The sequence below is a fragment of the Kitasatospora sp. NPDC051914 genome (genome assembly GCF_040680995.1).
Lineage (GTDB): Bacteria > Actinomycetota > Actinomycetes > Streptomycetales > Streptomycetaceae > Kitasatospora.
The window spans coordinates 79,222-93,819 of the sequence record NZ_JBFAXX010000019.1; the positions used below are offsets into that span (position 1 = coordinate 79,222).

Sequence of the window (14,598 nt, forward strand, 5' to 3'; positions counted from 1 at the left end):
GTTTTCTCCCGGTCACTCCCGATTCCGAGGAGGCGGCGCGATGACGGTCAGACGCTCCCCCGTCCGCATCCCGATCCGTATCCCGATCCACCGGCCGCTGCCCGGGTCGGCCGGCACCGCCGACCGGCCGCGCGCCCAGCACCGCGGCCCGCGCCCGAGCACCACCCGGCGGGCGGTGCTCACCGTCGCACTGCCCTCCGCGGCCACCCTCGGGGTCTTCGGGGTGGCGGCCGCGACCGTCCACGCCGACCGCACCAGGCTGCCCGGCCCTCCGCAGTCGGGCCCCCACACCCCCTCGCGCGGGCCGGCGGGCCAGCGGCCCGACGACGACCGGGCCGACCGCGAACTGGCCCGGGCGGCGCTCGCCGCCCGGCGGCAGTCCGAGCGGCAACGCGAGGACGAGCAGCGGCCCGCAGAGGCCGTGCGGCCGCCGTACGTGCTGCCGGTCGATGCACCCGGGCCGAGCGCCCGCTTCGGGCAGGCCGGGCCGCACCGGGCGGCGCGGCACACCGGCCTCGACTTCCCGGTGGCCGCCGGCACGCCCGTCCGCGCGGTCACCGACGGCACGGTGACCACCGGCTGGAGCGGCTCGTACGGCTACCTGGCGGTCGTCACCGCGGCGGACGGCACCGAGACCTGGTACGCGCACCTGAGCGGGTACCGGGTGCGGGGCGGCCGCGTCCGGGCGGGCGAGGTGATCGGCCTCGCGGGAGCGACCGGGAACGCCACCGGGCCGCACCTCCACTTCGAGGTACGGCCCGCCGGCGGGGCTCCGGTCGACCCGCTGCCCTGGCTGCTCGCCCACGGCCTGGACCCGCGGCGCCGCTGACCGCGTCCTCGGAAGGCACTCGGGCGCCCCTGCGTGGTCACCCGCCCAGAGCTTCTCGACCCGCTCAGAGCTTCTCGACCGGGGCGTAGCGCAGCAGCAGTTGCTTGCGCCCGGAGCTGCCGAAGTCGATGGTCGCCTGGGCGCGGTCGCCGGCGCCCTGGGTGGCGACGACGGTGCCGAGCCCGAAGGTGTCGTGGCTGACCCGGTCGCCGACCGCCAGGCCGACGACCTCGCGCTCGGTGACCTTCCGCGCCGACTTCGCCCAGCCGGGCTGCGGCGCCACCGTGGAGCGGGCCGAGCCGCCGCCGGAGGATCCGTAGGAACGGGAGGGGCCCGAGGAGGACGGTGAGAAGCCGCGGGTCGCCGGGACGGCCGCCGCGCCGGTGCGCTTCCACTCGACCAGGGTCTCCGGGATCTCCTCCAGGAAGCGGGAGGCCGGGTTGTAGGCGGGCTGGCCCCAGGCGCTGCGGAGCACCGAGCGGGTCAGGTAGAGCCGCTGCCGGGCGCGGGTGAGGCCGACGTAGGCGAGCCGGCGCTCCTCCTCCAGCTCCTTGACCTGGTTGAGGGCCCGCATGTGCGGGAAGATCCCGTCCTCCATGCCGGTGAGGAAGACCACCGGGAACTCCAGGCCCTTGGCGGTGTGCAGGGTCATCATCGTGATGACGCCCTGCCCCTCCTCGTCGTCCGGGATCTGGTCGGAGTCGGCGACCAGGGCGACGCGCTCCAGGAAGTCGGCGAGCGAGCCGACCGGCGGGGCGCCCTCGGCGTCCTCGCCCTCGGGGCGCTCGCCCGGGTCCTGCTCGTACTCCAGGGCGACGGAGGCGAGCTCCTGGAGGTTCTCGATCCGGGTCTCGTCCTGCGGGTCGGTGGAGGCCTGGAGCTCGGCGAGGTAGCCGGACTCCTCCAGGACGGCCTCCAGCACGGCGGCCGGGCCGGCGCCGGACTCGACGACCTGCCGCAGCCCGGCCATCATCGCGTTGAACTTCTTCACCGCGTTGGCCGAGCGCGCGGCCATGCCGTACGCCTCGTCGACGCGCCGGAGCGCCTGGGCGAAGCTGATCCGCTCGCGGGCGGCGAGGGCGTCGATCATCGCCTCGGCGCGTTCGCCGATGCCGCGCTTGGGCACGTTGAGGATGCGGCGCAGCGGGACGGTGTCCTCGGGGTTGGAGAGGACGCGCAGGTAGGCCAGGATGTCCCGGACCTCCTTGCGCTCGTAGAAGCGGACGCCTCCGACGACCTTGTACGGCAGGCCGACCCGGATGAAGACCTCTTCGAAGACGCGGGACTGCGCGTTGGTGCGGTAGAAGATCGCCACGTCGCCGGGGCGGGCCTCGTCCCTGTCGGTGAGCCGGTCGATCTCGTCGGCGATGAACTGGGCCTCGCCGTGCTCGTCGTCGGCGACGTAGCCGACCACCCGCTCGCCCTGGTCGCCGGCCGTCCAGAGGTTCTTCTTGCGCCGGTTGGTGTTGCGCTCGATGACGGCGTTGGCGGCGCTGAGGATGGTCTGCGTGGAGCGGTAGTTCTGCTCCAGCAGGATGGTCGTGGCGTTCGGGTAGTCCTCCTCGAACTGGAGGATGTTGCGGATCGTCGCGCCGCGGAAGGCGTAGATCGACTGGTCGGCGTCGCCGACCACGCAGAGCTCGGCCGGCGGGATCTGGGCGAGCCGGGCCGCGTTCGGGTTGACGAACTCGCCGTCGGCGGTGAGCTTCGGCGCGTCGGAGAGAGCGCCGCCGGAGAGCTCGCGCACCAGGGTGTACTGGGCGTGGTTGGTGTCCTGGTACTCGTCGACCAGGATGTGCCGGAAGCGGCGGCGGTAGTGCTCGGCGACGTCGGGGAAGGCCTGGAGCAGGTTGACCGTGGTCATGATGATGTCGTCGAAGTCCAGCGCGTTGGCCTCGCGCAGGCGCCGCTGGTAGAGGGTGTACGCCTCGGCGAGCTTCTTCTCCATCGGGTTGGCGGCCCGGTCGGCGTACGTCTCCTCGTCGATCAGCTCGTTCTTGAGGTTGCTGATCTTGGCGGTGAAGGACTTCGGCGGGAACTGCTTGGGGTCGAGGTCCAGGTCGCGGCAGACGAGGGCCATCAGGCGCTGCGAGTCGGCCGCGTCGTAGATGGAGAACGACGAGGTGAAGCCGAGCAGCTTGGACTCGCGGCGCAGGATGCGCACGCACGCGCTGTGGAAGGTGGAGACCCACATCGCGCGGGCCCGCGGACCGACCAGCTCCTCGACGCGCTCGCGCATCTCCCCGGCGGCCTTGTTGGTGAAGGTGATCGCCAGGATCTCGCCGGGCTGCACGCCCCTGGCGCCGAGCAGGTGCGCGATCCGGTGGGTGAGCACCCGGGTCTTGCCGGAGCCGGCGCCGGCGACGATCAGCAGCGGCGAGCCGTGGTGCAGGACGGCGTCGCGCTGCGGGTCGTTCATACCGGCGAGCAGCTGCTCGGGGTCGACGACGGTGCGGGCGGCGCCGTTGCGGTGCCAGGCGTCCCGGTCCGGCTCCTCGGTGAAGTCGGTCTCGAAGAGCCCGTCCGGGATGGCCTCCTCGAACGGCGGCTCCTCGTCCATCGGCGGCTCGTCGTGGGCGGGGCTCGACCCGAGCGAGGGGCTCTCGAAGCCGGGGAGCGGGAGGTCGTCAAAGAGGCTAGTCATGGCATTCCGAGTGTATGACCCGCCGCCGACACTCCGGCCCGGGTCGGCCGAACCGCCCCCGGGCCCACGGCACGGCGGCGGCCGCTACGGGGTGCCGAGCTGGAACATCAGGTAGCCGGCGTACCAGCCGGAGGCCGCGTCGAAGAAGAGCAGCACGGGCGCCAGCGATGTCCACTTCAGCCGCTGCAGGGCCAGCGCCACCGGGATCCACAGCGGGAAGGCCGGCAGCAGGTAGCGCGGCACGTTGGAGAAGATCTGCTGGCTGGTGACGGTCGAGGCGATGGTGAGCAGGGTGAAGACGATCAGCACCAGCGGCGGGCGCCGGCGCAGGAGGAGGAAGAGCAGGGCGGGCACCAGCAGGAGGACCGCGAGGCTGAACATGTCGGCGAGCGGCCAGGGCCAGAGGTAGTGGAAGCGGCCGATCATGATCTCCGGGATGGCGTGGATCATGAAGTTGCCGGCGTCGAAGTAGGGGTTCCAGGAGCGCTGGATCATGAAGTAGCCGGTGGGCCGGCCCATCGCCCAGCCGACCCAGGCCAGGTAGCCGAGGAATCCCCACGGGGCGATCAGCATGGCGGTCAGCGGGCGGAGCACGCCGTCCTTGCGGCGGAAGAGCGCGATCAGCGCGGACAGGCCGACCGCGGCGATGATCGCCGCCGACGTCGGCCGGTTGAAGCCCGCCACGAAGGCCAGCGTGCCGGCGGTCAGCCAGCGCCTGGTCATGACGGCCCAGCACGCCCAGGAGGCGAGCGCGACGAACAGTGAGTCCGAGTAGACCGCCCACTCGGCCCCACAGGCCGGTCGCGACGACGCCGGCCCGCGTGCCGCCCATCAGCCGGACGACCATGAAGATGCCGGCCGCGGCCACGAAGGACGCGACGACCGAGATCAGGATGCCCGCGCCGTACGCTCCGAGCCCGGTGACCTCCGAGACTCCGCGCATCAGGCCCGGGTAGAGCGGGAAGAAGGCCGCGGAGTTGGGCCGCACCTCGGAGAGCTGGGCGTGTGCGGACAGCACCTGGGGGTGGTAGCCGCGGGAGGCGATGTCCTGGTACCACCAGCCGTCCCAGGTGCCGAGGACGTCCCACGGGCGGCGGCCGCCGCCGAGGCCGATCGGCTTGTGGCGGTACTCGCGGGAGTAGTGCAGCAGCCACAGGAAGACGGCGAGGCCCGCTGCCTTGACGACGCCGTAGACGGCCAGCGGCTTGACCAGGTCCACCAGGACCCGGCCGACCCGGCCCCGGCCGGCCGCGGCGGTGCCGCGCTTCGGCGGGCCTGCCCGCGCCGCCGGTCTGTCGGTCACACTCATGGCCGCTGTTTCTCTCCTGGGCTCTGCGCCGCCCTGCAGGCCCGCGCAGGCCCGCCGCGGCGGGCCGGGTCCACGCGATTCACCTGCAGCACTGACCGGCTGTCATGTCAGCGGTTCCCCCGATCTCGGAAGTCCGCACGCCGGTTCGATACGACCAGATGACCCGTCACCGTACCAGGCGGCGCCGGGCGGCCGTCCGTCGGCCCGGGCCCCGGAGGGGGGCAGGCGGACGGCCCGTCGGGCCGACGGTTCCTCAGGGGGCGTCGGGGTAGACGAAGGCCACGAATCCGCCGTACGCCGCGGAGACCACGGCGGCGGAGGAGAGCAGCAGGACGAGCGACGCACGGCTGCGGACCCGGGCGAGGCCGGTCGCGACCGGCAGCAGCAGGGCGAAGGCCGGCAGCAGGAAGCGCGCCCGCGAATTGAAGTAGGCGGCGTCGCCCAGGGCCAGGGCGAGCATCGCGGCGCTGTACAGCAGCAGCGGGAGCGGCTGGCGCTGGATCGCGGACATGCCGAGGAGCACCACCGACCCGATCAGGACGACGGCGACCACGACCTGGGTGAGCCAGACCTGGTCGGCGTCGGTCAGCAGGTCGCCGAAGGAGCGCAGGGTGCTGCGGCCGAAGTCGAAGTGCGAGTGCCAGGCGTCCTGCACCCGGAAGTAGCCGTCCCAGCGGCCCTTCACGGCGCCGACCCAGGCGAGGTAACCGAGGAAGCCGAGTGGTGCGAGGACGGCGGCGAGCGCCGCTCGCGGGCCGCCGCGCCCCCGGACGAGCTCCCACAGGGCGGTCAGGGACACCGCCGCCGCGAGCGCGATCCCGGTCGGCCGGGCCAGCCCCGCCAGCAGGCAGAGCACCCCGCCCCACACCCAGCGCCGGGTCAGCACGGCGTACAGCGACCAGACGGCGAGGGCGGTGAACAGCGGCTCGGAGTAGGCGGCGCTCTCCACCACGGCGTACGGGGTGACCCCCCACAGGACGGCGGCGACGACGCCCGCCCGCTGCCCGTAGAGCCGCGACGCGACGGCGTACACGCCCCAGGCGGCGGCGAGCGAGGCCGTCCAGGCGACCAGCAGTGCCGCCCGGTTGGCCGGCAGCGGCAGCACGGTGTCGACCAGCCGGACCAGCGCCGGATGGGCCGGGAAGAACGCGTACGGCTCGTAGGGACCGTACGGGCCCGGCACCGGCGCCGTCCCGGCGTAGCCGCGGGTGGCGATCCGGTTGTACCAGTAGGCGTCCCAGAGGGTGCTGAGCCGCCCGAGGCCGGGGGTGCCGCGGCGGGCGCCCCAGACGACGAGGAGGAGCACGCCGAGGGCCCGGACCGCGGCGTAGCCGAGCAGTGCGGGCGCGGCGGAGCGCAGGGCCGTCCTCAGCCGGTCGCGGCGCCGTTCGGCCCGTTCGGGCTCGGCGCTGCGGACGGCTGGTTCGGCGGACACTCGCACCCCAGTGGCGGAGGCGGTTCCGGCACCGGTGGACATCGCGTGCTCCCGGTGCCGGGACCGAGTCGGGAAACGCGACACCTCACGATGACAGCCCCAGACGCCGCACAATGCAAACGCGGCGTCAACCCAGCGTGACGCTCAGTCGGACGTGCGTTCCCACAGGGCCACCGTCAGGCCCCGGACGTGCTTGATCTCGGTCTGCTCGTACGACGCGCGGAGCGCCGCGGCCTGCTTCTTCGGGAAGCGCTCCAGCGGGTCCTCGCCGTTGCCCATGGCCACCACCCAGATCCGCGGCGTGCCCAGGCAGTCGGCGGGTGCCGGGCAGCTCGCGGCGAACAGGTCGCCGCGCTCGATCGCGTCCTTCGCGATCAGGACGTCCTTCAGCTTCACCCGGTCCGGCAGGTAGTAGCGGATCTCCAGGTCGATCATCATCCACTTGTCGTCGCCGCGGATCGGGGCGAAGCCGTCCCCGGGCCGGTACCGGTCGGCGATGACCTGTGCGGCCCGCCGGCCGTCGGTCTGCTCGTGCGAGACGGAGGTGCGGAGCTTCTGCTGGTCCGGGATGCCGATCGCCGCCACCAGCACCAGGCCCACGACGCCGAGGATGCGGGGGCGCAGGGAGTTGAGCCCGGCCGCGGCCAGGATGCACCAGGCGGGCACGGTGTAGAGCTGGTAGCGCTCGAAGAAGTACACGCTGGGGCCGTGCGAGAGGACCCAGCTGATCGCGATCGGCAGGACCGCGACCGTGCCGATCTCGAAGACCCGCTGGCGGTGCCGCGCCCAGCCGCCCGGGATCGCGGCCAGCACCAGGAAGCAGCCGCTGACCAGGGCCGAGCCGAACAGGTTGTGCCAGTACTCGATGTAGGTCTGCAGCCACGGGGTCTCCAGCCAGGAGATCTGCCGGCCGACCTGGCGCTGCCCGATCAGGACGAGCGGGACGACCGGCAGGAGGCCGATCAGCACCGAGGCGCCGAAGCCCGTCAGGAGTTTGCGGTTGCGTTCCCGCCGCCACTGGAAGAACACGATCACCGCGTGGCCGGACAGGAAGAGCAGCGACACCATGTGGAACAGGCCCGCCGCGGTGACCGCCACCGTGTAGGGCAGCCAGCGCAGCAGGACGGGGCGCTCGATCGCCCGCAGCAGCAGCCAGGTGGCGGCGGAGACCGCCAGCACCACGAAGCCGTAGGCCCGGGCCTCCTGCGCGTACCGGGAGATCGACGGCACGACGGCGAAGAGCAGGCCGGCGAAGAGGGCGGTGCGGTCGTCGAACACCTTGCGCGCGGTGAGCGTCACGAACACCGCCGCGCCCGCCATCGCCAGGGCCGACGGGAGCCGCATCACCGCCGCGGAGTCGCCGAAGAGGCCGATCCAGCCCTGCATGAACAGGTAGTAGAGCCCGGAGACGGCGTCGACGTGCTTGAGCATGTCGAACATCTCGCCGGTGCTGCGGGTGGCGGCGCTCCAGGTGGCGAGCTCGTCGCGCCACAGCTGTGGACGCCAGCTGCCGCGGACGCCCAGCGCCAGTGTCAACAGTGCGGGCCAGAGCCAGACGGCCCTGGTCAGCAGAGCGCGTGCTCCCCCCGTCAGCCGGCCCGCCGCCGTGGACCCGGCGGTTTCCGGGTCCAGGTGGCGGTCTCGGTCAGCGACACTCGCGGTCATGGCTGTCGGGTCTCCAGAGGTGGTCGTCGTCGGATGGTGGCGGAGGAGGCCCTGAGCCGCTCCGTCAGTGCTTGCGGGCCGCCGGCACCGGCGCGCCGTCGGCGGCGCGCACCTGCTGGAAGGCCTTCTCCATGAGGCGCTTCATGACCGGCGCCAGCGGGCGCTCGACCAGTCGGTGCACGAGCCACGCGGCAAGCAGCATAATCGCCGTGACGACGAAGAACGTCGGGTACGGGGCGAGGTGGCGGCTGATCCGGGCGATCAACTGCCAGCCGATCTCCTGGTGCAGCAGGTAGAGCGGGTAGGTGAGGGCGCCGGCGACCGTCAGCCACTTCCACTGGATCCGGTTGAACGCGCCGAGCGCGGCGGCGGTGACCACCACGAACGCGGCGGTGGTGATGGACACCGTGATCGCCCAGGACAGGTTGTGGCGCGCGCCGTACTCGTAGCCGCCGATGACGCCCTTCATCTGGTGCTGCGACATCAGCCAGCAGAAGCCCAGGATGCCCCAGAGGAGCAGGTTCTGGCCGAAGCGGTACATCAGGTAGATCGCGATGCCGCCGATGAAGAACCAGGCGTAGGTCGGCTGGAACACCGTGACGAGCAGCGGCATGTCGACCGAGCCGGCGATCAGCGCCATGAAGCCCCAGACGCCGCAGAAGGCCAGCACCCGGCGGTAGGTGAGGCCGAAGGCCACCATCACGCCGAAGAGGATGTAGAAGCGCAGCTCGGCCCAGAGCGTCCAGTAGACCGGGTCGATGTTGTCCACGCCGAGCGGCATGTTGGCCATGCTCAGGTTGGTGAGGATGCGCGACGGGTCCGGGCGGTGCGTGTTGTCGCCCCAGATCTTCGGGACGACCATCAGGACGGCCGTGGTGAGCAGCACGCAGACCCAGTACGCCGGGAAGAGCCGCACCACGCGGGAGGTGACGAAGTCGCCGACCGAGCGGCCCCAGCAGGACATGCAGATGACGAAGCCGCTGATCAGGAAGAACAGCTCCACGCCCGTCCAGCTGTAGGCGCCCACGAGGTGGCCGAGCGGCATCAGCTTGCCCGGCGATCCGTGCCAGATGTCGGGGAAGCGCTCGACGCCGAGCCAGTGCCAGGCGAGGACGCCGAGCGCGGCTATCAGGCGCAGGCCGTCCAGGACGTAGAGGCGGGGGCGCTTGGGCCGTACGGCGGGGGCCGGCGGCTCGGGGGCTCCCTGCCCCGGTTCTGCGGCCACCTGCTGGTACTGCACGGGCACAGATGCCGATGTCTTCACGGGGGAGGTCATAGCCGCGCTCTCGGTCCGGGGGGTCGGGTGGCCCACCGGAGCTCGGGGAGGATGTGGTCCGGCACGGGCGGGGCTCATCCTATAGACGCATGAATCCACCCCGAGAGTTGCATGTGGCTCAGCAGCCCCGGGCGCCGTTCGCGCACTCCTGATCCACCCCCCGGCGGGGGCCCCGCCGCTGGTCGGAGCGGACACCCGGGGCCCGGCGGCCCCTCCCGGGGGCCGAGGTGATGCTCGTCACGCCCCGGGCGGCCGCCGTGCCGGGAGCCCGCCGCGGTCAGACCAGGCGGCGGGCGGTCGCCCAGCGGGTCAGCTCGTGCCGGTTGCTCAGCTGCAGCTTGCGCAGCACCGCGGAGACGTGGCTCTCCACCGTCTTCACCGAGATGAACAGCTGCTTGGCGATCTCCTTGTACGCGTAGCCGCGGGCGATCAGCCGCAGCACCTCGCGCTCGCGCTGGGTCAGCCGGTCGAGGTCCTCGTCGACGGGCGGGGTGTCGGTGGCCGCGAAGGCGTCCAACACGAACCCGGCGAGGCGCGGCGAGAAGACGGCGTCGCCGTCGGCGATCCGGAAGATCGCGTTCACCAGGTCGGTGCCGGTGATGGTCTTGGTGACGTAGCCGCGGGCACCGCCGCGGATCACGCCGATCACGTCCTCGGCGGCGTCGGAGACGGACAGCGCCAGGAAGCGCACCCCGCCCTGCTCGCCCATCAGCGGCGCGGAGCGGCGCAGCACCTCGACGCCGCCGCCGCCGGGCAGGTGGACGTCGAGCAGCACGACGTCCGGCCGGGTCTCGGCGACGACCTGCACCGCCGACTCGACGTCGTCGGCCTCGCCCACCACGTCGATCCCCGTGGTCTCGGTGCGGCCGATCTCGGCCCGCACACCGGTGCGGAACATCCGGTGGTCGTCCACCAGGACGACGCGCGCGGTGCGCTCCGGCACGGTTCCCCCTGCGTCAGTCATCTGCCCTCTCCATCTCCAGCTCGACCTCGGTGCCGCCGCCCGCCGCCGGCCGCACCCGTGCGGTGCCGCCGTTGCGCTTCATCCGGCCGACGATCGACTCCCGCACGCCCATCCGGTCCTCGGGCACCGCGTCGGGGTCGAAGCCGGGGCCGTGGTCGCGGACGAACACCGACACCGTCCTCCCCTCCACCTCCGCGTAGACCTGGACCGGTCCCCCGCCACCGTACTTGGCCGCGTTGACCATCGCCTCCCTCGCGGCCTGCATCTGCGCCGCGATCCGCTCGTCCATCGGGCAGTCGCCGACGCAGACCAGCTCCACGGCCACCCCGTGCCGGTCCTCGACCTCGGCGACCACGGCCCTGATGTGCTCGGCGAGGGTGTCCGGCGCGGACTCGGCGACCGCCTCCGGGCGGTACAGCCACAGCCGCAGCTCGCGCTCCTGGGCGCGGGCGAGGCGCAGCACCTCCTTCGGGTCCTCCGCCCTGCGCTGGATCAGGGTGAGGGTGTGCAGCACCGAGTCGTGCACGTGGGCGGCGATCTCGGCGCGCTCCTGGGCGCGGATGCGGGCGGTGCGCTCGGCGCCGAGGTCCTGCCACATCCGCAGCGCGTACGGGCCGACCAGGACGAGCATGCCGGCCAGCACCGCGAGCGAGGCCTCGACGATCGAGGCCACCGTGGAGCCGCTGCCCTGCAGGATGAGGAAGCCGACGATGCCGGCCACGACCAGCAGCACACCGGCGCCGACCCGGGCGAAGGCGCTGCGCCGCTTCGACCCCTCGTCCAGGCCGAACCAGCGCTGCCAGCGGGAGTCGTCGGCCTGCCGCCAGACCAGGGCGACGCCGACGCCGATGGTCAGCAGCGGCCACACGTACGGCTTGGCGGTCTGGATGTGCAGGGCGTTCAGCAGGGCGACGATGCCGACGACCAGCATCAGCAGGGCGAGGAGCTGGCCTATCCCCCCGGTGCGCCGGCCGCCGGCGGGCGGGGCGGCGGCGCCGGCCTGCGGGGCGGGGGCGTCGGCGGGCAGGCCGTGGAAGGTCCGCTGGAGCACGTCGCGCAGGCGGCCGAGGCCGCGGCGCTCGCGCTTGGTCGGCCCGTCGGCCCTCGTTCCGGCGCCGACCCGGACGAAGGAGCCGTTGACGTACGCCCACTGCGTGGCCGCGCCGGGGGCGGGCTCGCCGATGCCGATCGGCACCACGAACCAGAACGCGGCGTACAGCAGCGCGCCGATGCCCTGGGCGAAGAAGAGCAGCACGAAGGCGCCGCGGACCCAGCTGACGGGCAGCCCGAGGTGGACGGCCAGCCCGTGCGCCACACCGCCGAGCATCCGCCCGTGCGGGCTGCGGTACAGCCGGCGGTAGGGCGGGTCGGCCGGCCCGCCGGGGACGGTCGGGGCGTCGGATTCGCTGTGTTGGGTCTCGCTGCCGGGTGCTGCCACGCCACAGACGGTCTCATGTCAAGCGGTGGCGGTGCATCAGGGTCGGCCCCGGAAGTCCCTCAGGGACAGATCAGGGTCCGTCCGGGGCCACGGGCGGTTGGGCGCGGGCCCGGCAGCCACCAGGATGGTGCCATGACCGACGAGCAGAGCACGGCCGCGCAGGCCGACACCGCCGCCGACGCACCGGCCGGGGACACCCCGCCGCCCGCGGCGCAGCGCCCGCCGCTGACCCGCAGCGGGCAGCACCGGGTGGTGGCCGGCGTGTGCGGCGGGCTCGGCCGCCACCTCGACATCGACCCGGTGGTGTTCCGGGTGGTCGTCGCGGTGCTCTGCCTGTCGGGCGGCCTCGGCCTGTTCCTGTACGGCCTGGCGTGGCTGATCGTGCCGCGCGAGCCGGTCGACGGGGAGCCGGGGCGGACGGAGCTGCAGCGGGTGCTGACCGGCCGGGTGGACGGGCAGTCGATCGGCGCGGTGCTGCTGACGGTGATCGGCACCGGGGTGTTCTTCTCCTCGATGGGCGACGGCGGGCAGCTCTTCCCGCTGCTGCTGCTCGGCGGCCTGGTGTTCCTGGCGGTCCGCCACGACCCGGAGCGGCGCCGCCGGGCCCGCGGCGGTGCGGTCCCGCAGGGCCAGGACGGCCCGTACGACCGGCTGGAGGAACCGGTCGAGCAGCTGGACTGGAAGACCTGGCAGCGCCGGTTCGGCGAGGACTTCCAGGCGGAGTGGCAGGCCCGCAAGGCGGAGATGCACGAGAAGCTGCGCGCCGCCCGCGAGGACCGCGCCGCGCAGCACGCCCGGGACCGCGCGGCAGGCCTGGTCCCGCAGGACACGCCGCCGCCGGGCCCGAGCGGGTACCTGTGGGACCCGCGGCACCCGGAGCGCAATCCGTACGGTGCGCAGACGCCGCCGCCGGGGGTGCCGGCGCAGGCCTGGTGGCAGCGGACGGACCTGCCGGAGGGCGATCCGCTGCGCAAGACGCCGACCGGGCCGCCCGAGCCCCCGCGATCGCCGGCCGTGCAGCGGCACGGGCGGCGCGGCGGGGCGGGCCTCGGCGGGGTCGGGGTGCTGCTGGCGGCCGGTGCGGGTGCGCTGGCCTGGTGGCTGGCCGACCGGCAGGGCGAGCCCGTGCGCATCGCGACGGTGCTGGCGGCCGCGCTGCTGGCGCTGGGCCTGGTGCAGCTGGTCGGCGCCAAGTTCGGGCGGGCCCGCGGGCTGGCCGTCCCGGCGCTGCTGCTGACCCTGGTGCTGGCGGTGGCGGGCGGTTCCGGTGCGGCACTGCACGCCGGCGTCGGCGACCGCACCTGGGCACCGGTGAGCGCCGCGGCGCTGCAGGAGCGCTACGACCTGGGGGCGGGCGACGCGACCCTCGACCTGACCGGGCTGGACCCGGCCGGCGCGACGCTGACCAGCTCCGTCCGGCTGGGCGCGGGCGACCTGAAGGTGCTGCTGCGGCAGGACGTCGAGGTCGAGCTGACCGTGCGCAACCTGGCCGGCGACATCCGGCTGCCGAACGGGGAGCACCTGTCCGGCACCAACAACAACCACACGTACACGCTGCACCCGCCGAGCGGGACGGCCTCCCGCGGGAAGCTCGACCTCACGCTGACGGTCGGGCTCGGAGACATCAAGGTGGCCCAGGCATGAGGAAGCACCGGCTCGACCTGTTCTCGCTGATCTCGGGAACGCTGTTCACGGTGGTCGCCGCGGTCTACCTGGTGGCGTCGCTGAACGACCGGACGGTGAACGGCCGGATCGTCATCCCGGTGGCGCTGATCGGCCTCGGGGCGGCCGGCCTGGCCGGAGCGGTGGCGGCGGTCGCCCGGCGGGGCCGGGGCGGCGAACTGCCGCCGCCCTCCCCGCCCCGGGAGCCGTGAGGGGCGGGGAGTCCGCGGGCCGCGCGGCTCAGGCCTGCTGCGGGCCCAGCTCCAGCCGGTCGCCGCTCTTGGTCACGGTGTACTTGGGGAGCGGCTTGGTGGCCGGGCCGTTGACCACCGCGCCGGTTTTGGCGTCGAAGCGGGAGCCGTGGCACGGGCAGTACATCCGGCCGTCGCGCGGGGCGTCGACGGTGCAGCCGGAGTGGGTGCAGATCGCGGAGAAGCCGCAGTACTGCCCGGTGGTGGGCTGCACGATGTAGACGGCGTCCCCGGTGGCCGGGTCCTTGACCTGGGCCGATCCGCCCACGGGGACGTCCTTGGCGGCCACCGTGACCTTGCTGCCGCCGGTGGGCGAGCCACTCGGGCTGCCGCCCGGGGCCGGGTTGGTGGAGCCGGGCGTCGCGGGGGTGGGCGGGTTGTCGGCGACGGCCTTGCGGTCGCGGCCGAAGGTGGCGGTGAGCGAGCCGGCGAGCAGCCCGGCGCCGCCGAGGGCGACGGCGGCGATCCCGCCGTCGAGCAGCGCCCGCCGGCGGACGGCGCCCTCGGGCAGGCCGCGCAGGCGGTCCCGTTCGGCGCGCCGGGCGAGGTAACCGTCGACGGACAGGTACGGGGTGCCGGCCAGCACCAGCGGCGTCCAGGCCATCAGGTAGGCGAGGTCGTTGCCGAGGTAGTAGGGCGAGACGTTCCAGCTGACGGTGAGGAACAGCGTCAGGTTGATCACGGCGCCGCCGGCCGCGGCGAGCCTGCCCCAGAGCCCGAACAGGGTGCCGAGGCCGACGGCGAGCTCGCCGAAGGCGATCAGCAGGGCGAAGAAGGTCGGCGCATGGAGCGCGGGGCCCAGTGCCCAGCCGATCGGACTGCTCTCCTCGGCGGCCTGGGTCTGCGAGACGAAGGAGGCGGCGTCGCCCGCCCCGGCCAGGTAGTGGGAGTCGGAGAGCTTGTCGAACGCGGCGTACACGAAGGTGAGGCCGAGGAACAACCGCAGCGGCAGGGTCGCGTACCGCGTGGCGGTGCGCTTCCACTCCTCGCGGCGGGAGGGGGTGTGCGGCGACGGCGAGTGCCGCGCGGTGCCGTCGGGCCGTCCGTGTCCGTCGTGCGCCCCGGTCATGCCGTCGCCCTTCCCTCACGGCCTGTCAACTGCTGACAGGTCCGGTCCGATTCTGC

Annotated in this window: 11 protein-coding genes; 3 read left to right on the forward strand and 8 right to left on the reverse strand. The window is 73.5% G+C overall.

Features of this window, described 5'->3' with window-relative positions; genetic code table 11:
- Nucleotides 1–40: 40 nt before the first annotated feature.
- Nucleotides 41–829 (forward strand): M23 family metallopeptidase, encoded by a 789-nt coding sequence (locus AB0M03_RS14865; protein WP_363491865.1) that lies wholly within the window; start codon nt 41–43, stop codon nt 827–829.
- Between the two features lie 64 nt (nt 830–893).
- On the opposite strand, the gene pcrA is transcribed toward AB0M03_RS14865, so the two are convergent.
- The 7 genes from pcrA to AB0M03_RS14900 all read right to left on the reverse strand — a co-directional run bounded on the left by pcrA (nt 894) and on the right by AB0M03_RS14900 (nt 11,560).
- Nucleotides 894–3,473: a DNA helicase PcrA gene (gene pcrA / locus AB0M03_RS14870; RefSeq protein WP_363491867.1), complete on the reverse strand. Its 2,580-nt coding sequence runs from the start codon at nt 3,471–3,473 to the stop codon at nt 894–896.
- A gap of 84 nt (nt 3,474–3,557) precedes the next feature.
- Complete coding sequence (locus tag AB0M03_RS14875; RefSeq protein ID WP_363491868.1) at nt 3,558–4,196, reverse strand: hypothetical protein; 639 nt, start codon at nt 4,194–4,196, stop codon at nt 3,558–3,560.
- 839 nt (nt 4,197–5,035) lie between these two features.
- Nucleotides 5,036–6,217 (reverse strand): hypothetical protein, encoded by a 1,182-nt coding sequence (locus AB0M03_RS14880; protein ID WP_363491869.1) that lies wholly within the window; start codon nt 6,215–6,217, stop codon nt 5,036–5,038.
- Between the two features lie 144 nt (nt 6,218–6,361).
- Nucleotides 6,362–7,882, reverse strand: coding sequence for a glycosyltransferase family 39 protein (locus tag AB0M03_RS14885; protein WP_363491870.1), 1,521 nt, complete (start codon nt 7,880–7,882; stop codon nt 6,362–6,364).
- 64 nt (nt 7,883–7,946) lie between these two features.
- Nucleotides 7,947–9,146, reverse strand: a complete 1,200-nt coding sequence (locus tag AB0M03_RS14890; protein WP_363491871.1) for an acyltransferase — start codon at nt 9,144–9,146, stop codon at nt 7,947–7,949.
- 289 nt (nt 9,147–9,435) lie between these two features.
- Nucleotides 9,436–10,122 carry a response regulator transcription factor gene (locus AB0M03_RS14895; RefSeq protein WP_363491872.1) on the reverse strand — a complete coding sequence of 229 codons (687 nt, stop codon included), beginning with the start codon at nt 10,120–10,122 and terminating at the stop codon, nt 9,436–9,438.
- Nucleotides 10,115–11,560, reverse strand: a complete 1,446-nt coding sequence (locus AB0M03_RS14900) for a PspC domain-containing protein (protein WP_363491873.1) — start codon at nt 11,558–11,560, stop codon at nt 10,115–10,117. The genes AB0M03_RS14895 and AB0M03_RS14900 overlap by 8 nt, the downstream gene beginning before the upstream one ends.
- A gap of 132 nt (nt 11,561–11,692) precedes the next feature.
- On the opposite strand from AB0M03_RS14900, the gene AB0M03_RS14905 reads away from it, so the two are divergent.
- Nucleotides 11,693–13,204 (forward strand): PspC domain-containing protein, encoded by a 1,512-nt coding sequence (locus AB0M03_RS14905; RefSeq protein ID WP_363491874.1) that lies wholly within the window; start codon nt 11,693–11,695, stop codon nt 13,202–13,204.
- Nucleotides 13,201–13,434: a hypothetical protein gene (locus tag AB0M03_RS14910; protein ID WP_363491876.1), complete on the forward strand. Its 234-nt coding sequence runs from the start codon at nt 13,201–13,203 to the stop codon at nt 13,432–13,434. Before AB0M03_RS14905 ends, AB0M03_RS14910 begins: the two co-directional genes overlap by 4 nt.
- A gap of 28 nt (nt 13,435–13,462) precedes the next feature.
- Here the strand turns inward: AB0M03_RS14910 and AB0M03_RS14915 are convergent, their stop codons facing one another.
- Nucleotides 13,463–14,542, reverse strand: a complete 1,080-nt coding sequence (locus tag AB0M03_RS14915; RefSeq protein WP_363491877.1) for a Rieske 2Fe-2S domain-containing protein — start codon at nt 14,540–14,542, stop codon at nt 13,463–13,465.
- Nucleotides 14,543–14,598: the final 56 nt, after the last annotated feature.